At 73.3% G+C, this 2,092-nt stretch carries 2 protein-coding genes; both read left to right on the forward strand.

The features are described from left to right. Window positions 1–916, forward strand: a 916-nt coding sequence (locus WBP48_RS15305) for an amidohydrolase family protein (protein ID WP_424441614.1), incomplete at its 5' end; no start/stop codon positions are given. A gap of 244 nt (window positions 917–1,160) precedes the next feature. Continuing rightward, window positions 1,161–2,092 (forward strand): aromatic amino acid lyase (locus tag WBP48_RS15310; RefSeq protein WP_424441615.1); only part of this gene is annotated, 932 nt, incomplete at its 3' end.

Consider the following 2,092-nt stretch of genomic DNA (forward strand, 5'->3'; position numbering starts at 1 on the left):
CGCCGCGACCGACGCCGACCTCGATGCGAACCTCGCCCGGCTCGTCGCGGAGGCCCGCCGCGGCGGCACGACGACGCTCGAGACGAAGACCGGCTACGGACTCACCGTCGCCGACGAGGTGCGTTCCGCGCGCATCGCGGCGCGTCACGCGGATGCCGTCACCTTCCTCGGCGCGCACGTCGTGCCCGCGGGGGAGGACGCCGGGGAGTACCTGGACCTCGTGACGGGTCCGATGCTCGACGCGGTCGCGCCGCACGTCAGCGCCGTCGACGTGTTCTGCGAGCACGGTGCGTTCGACGAGGACGCCACGCGCCGCGTGCTGGAGACCGCCGCGGCCAAGGGACTTGCGACCCGCGTGCACGGCAACCAGCTCGGCCACGGCCCCGGCGTGCGGCTCGCCGTCGAGCACGGCGCGCTGAGCGTCGACCACGTGGGTTTTCTGACCGACGAGGACGTCGCCGCCCTGGCGGGTTCGTGGTCGGCATCCGCTGCCGGCACCCGCGGCACCGTTGCGACCGTGCTCCCCGCGTGCGACCTGTCGACGCGCATGCCCCTCGCGCCGGCACGTCGGCTGCTCGACGCAGGCGCCATCGTGGCGATCGCGTCCAACTGCAACCCGGGCACGTCGTACACGAGCTCGATGGGTTTCTGCGTCGCGACGGCCGTGCTGCAGATGGGACTCGATGTGCGCGAGGCGGTGCGGGCGGCCACCCTCGGCGGCGCGATCGCGCTCGCGATGGACGAGGACGGCTGGATCGACCCGGCAGGCCGCCCGCAGCCGCGCGTCGGCGTCATCGCCCCCGGCGCTCGCGCCGACCTCCACCTGCTCGACGCCCCGTCGATCACCCACCTCGCCTACCGCCCCGGCATGCCCCTCACCGCCGCCGTCTGGCGCGCCGGCATCCGCGTCGCGTAGGTCTCGCGCTCTGTGCCCGGGCACGACGTTCCCAAACTCCTCCAGCTCGTCGGTGCGGGTACCCGGCTCCCGCGTGATTCCGGGGTGGGCCGGGATGGCTCCGTCCGTCTTGGAGGAGTTCGGGACGGCCGACGCCGCGCACGCCTGCGGTTCGCAGCCGCACCGGCTTGAGCTGTCTGGGATCACAGACAGCGGCCGGCCGCAGACCATAGTCCGGATGCCGCCGGTTTGCTGGAATCGAAGGATGACGAACCTCGTGGCACCTCCGCAGACCCGGCCCGTGATCCTCGGCGACGCGCCGCTGACGATCGACGACGTCGTGGCGGTCGCGCGCTTCGACGCTCCGGTGCAGCTCGGCGCTGAGGCGCGCGACCGCATTGCCGCGAGTCGCCTGACGATCGAGGCGCTCGCCGATGACGACCGCCCGCACTACGGCGTCTCGACGGGGTTCGGCGCGCTCGCGAAGGTCCGCATCCCGCGCGAGAAGCGCCAGCAGTTGCAGCGCAGCCTCATCCGTTCGCACGCCGCCGGCACCGGCCCCGCCGTCGAGCGCGAGGTCGTGCGCGCGCTCATGCTCCTGCGCCTCAACACCCTCGCGACGGGGCGCACCGGCGTGCGGCCCGTCGTCGTCGACACCTACGCCGCGATCCTCAACGCGGGGATCACCCCCGTCGTGCACGAGTACGGCTCGCTCGGCTGCTCCGGCGACCTCAGTCCGCTCGCGCATTGCGCGCTCACCCTCCTCGGCGAGGGCATGGTCCACACCGGCATGGACACCACCGCCGCGCCGACGGATGCCGCGGACGCCCTCGCCGGTGCGGGCATCGAGCCCATCGTGCTCGCGGAGAAAGAAGGGCTTGCCCTCATCAACGGCACCGACGGGATGCTCGGGATGCTGTGCCTCGCCCTCCACGATCTGCGGTCGCTGCTGAAGACGGCCGATCTCGCCGCGGCGGCGAGCGTCGAGGCGCTCACCGGCACCGATGCGGTCTTCGCCGCCGACCTGCACGCGTTACGACCGCACGCCGGGCAGGCGGCGTCGGCCGCCAACATTGCCGGCATCCTCGCCGACTCTGGCCTGATCCAGCGTCCCCGCGAAGGCGAGTTCACCCGCGTGCAGGATGCCTACTCGCTGCGGTGCGCGCCGCAGGTGCACGGCGCCGCGCGCGACACCGC

The sequence above is a fragment of the Microbacterium sp. genome (genome assembly GCF_049661145.1).
Lineage (GTDB): Bacteria > Actinomycetota > Actinomycetes > Actinomycetales > Microbacteriaceae > Microbacterium.